Origin of the sequence: Candidatus Phytoplasma sp. AldY-WA1 (assembly GCF_020312115.2) — a bacterium.
Classification (GTDB): Bacteria; Bacillota_I; Bacilli_A; order Acholeplasmatales; family Acholeplasmataceae; genus Phytoplasma; species Phytoplasma vitis.
On the sequence record NZ_JAHRHX020000106.1, the window covers coordinates 1 to 1,382 of the forward strand.

The window sequence follows — 1,382 nt, forward strand, 5'->3', positions numbered from 1 at the left end:
GTTTTAACATTATTTGCATCTCCTTTGGTATTTAGTTCTTGTACTATACAACCGATAGAAGGCAAAGATATAAAGAATCATTTTGCCGACCATATGGATCAAATTGATGAATATACAAAACTTAATAAAGAAGAATTTGAAGAAGCGTTATTAGACAAAAATAATTCTAATTATTTTATTAATTTTTGGAGAAATATACGTTATCCTTTTTTGTTTTGGAACCCTATTTTAAGAGTTTTATATTTTATTCTTTTAAATTTTAGTTTTATTTTCTTTTTAACAATTTTTTTTACATCTTTTATTATTTATAAATGGTCTACAAAAAAACCGATTGATATTTTAAATAATAGATAATGATTTTATAAAAAAAACCGCTTAATTAGCGGTTTTTTATTTATATATCAAGTTAAAAAAATTAAGAATAAAAAAATATATACTCTCTATTATGTATTTTTTCTTATAAAAAAGAAACAAATTCTTTAGGATTTAATTTAAAAGCTTTTTTATTTTTTATAACATCTTTTTCGGCTTTTCCCACAGCAATCAAAATCATAGGAGTATAAAAATCAGGAATATTAAAAAGAGTGTTTATTTTTTTAAAATCACATCCACCCATAAAACAAGAATTATATCCAAAATTTTGAAGAGTCAAAACAAAATTAAGAGAAATAATTCCACCTTCTAAAAAAATTTCATTTTGTAATCGATGAAAACTTATATTATCAAAATAATGCTTTATTTTATTCATTATAAGTTCTTTATTTTCGTTAGTTATTTCTCCATTTAATACTTTTTGACTATAAATATATTCTCCTGAATTTTTTTTATTTAAATTTCCACATACTAAAACTATAGCAGAACTAGTTTCTAATTGAACCGAATTACCTTGAAGAACTTTTTTTAATTTTTTTTTATTTTCTTCACTTTCAAAAACAAAAAAACGCCAAGGTTGTAAATTAAAAGAAGAAGGAGTATAACGAATATCATTAAAAATTTTTAACCATGTATCATAAGTTATTTTATGATTTTTTTGGAATATTCTAACTGTTTCAATACGCATAAAATATTTTCCTTTAAATATTTTTTTTATTATTTTGATCAAAATAATAAATAATAAAAAATTAAATAAATAAAACAATTTAAATTACAAAATCACTTAATTAAAGCGTATTTTTTTAAAAAAATAATTTTATCAATTTAATAAAATAAAAAAAATTTTTATAATTGAGAAATTTATTTTTTTTCTATAATAATTTTATTTAACATTTGAATAAAATCATCAACAAACAATGTTTCTTGTTTGTTACTTTGATATTTTCTAAAAGTTAACAAATTATTTTTGATTTCTTGATCGCCTATAACTATTTGATAAGGAATTTTAT

General features: G+C 19.4%; 2 protein-coding genes and 1 pseudogene. 1 reads left to right on the forward strand and 2 read right to left on the reverse strand.

Annotated elements, in window-relative coordinates:
* Positions 1-354 (forward strand): annotated as a pseudogene (locus KTO59_RS04265) (hypothetical protein); the annotation flags it as partial.
* Positions 355-457: 103 nt separating this feature from the next.
* On the opposite strand, the gene KTO59_RS04270 reads toward KTO59_RS04265, so the two are convergent.
* Positions 458-1,060, reverse strand: coding sequence for a nitroreductase family protein (locus KTO59_RS04270; RefSeq protein ID WP_225696259.1), 603 nt, complete (start codon positions 1,058-1,060; stop codon positions 458-460).
* 173 nt (positions 1,061-1,233) lie between these two features.
* Positions 1,234-1,377, reverse strand: a complete 144-nt coding sequence (locus KTO59_RS04645; protein WP_445083526.1) for a His/Gly/Thr/Pro-type tRNA ligase C-terminal domain-containing protein — start codon at positions 1,375-1,377, stop codon at positions 1,234-1,236.
* Between the last annotated feature and the right edge of the window lie 5 nt (positions 1,378-1,382).

Bases quoted from the DNA above. Each gene is read 5' to 3' on its own strand.
- KTO59_RS04270 (WP_225696259.1), bottom strand. From the start codon at position 1,060: ATGCGTATTGAAACAGTTAGAATATTCCAAAAAAATCATAAAATAACT.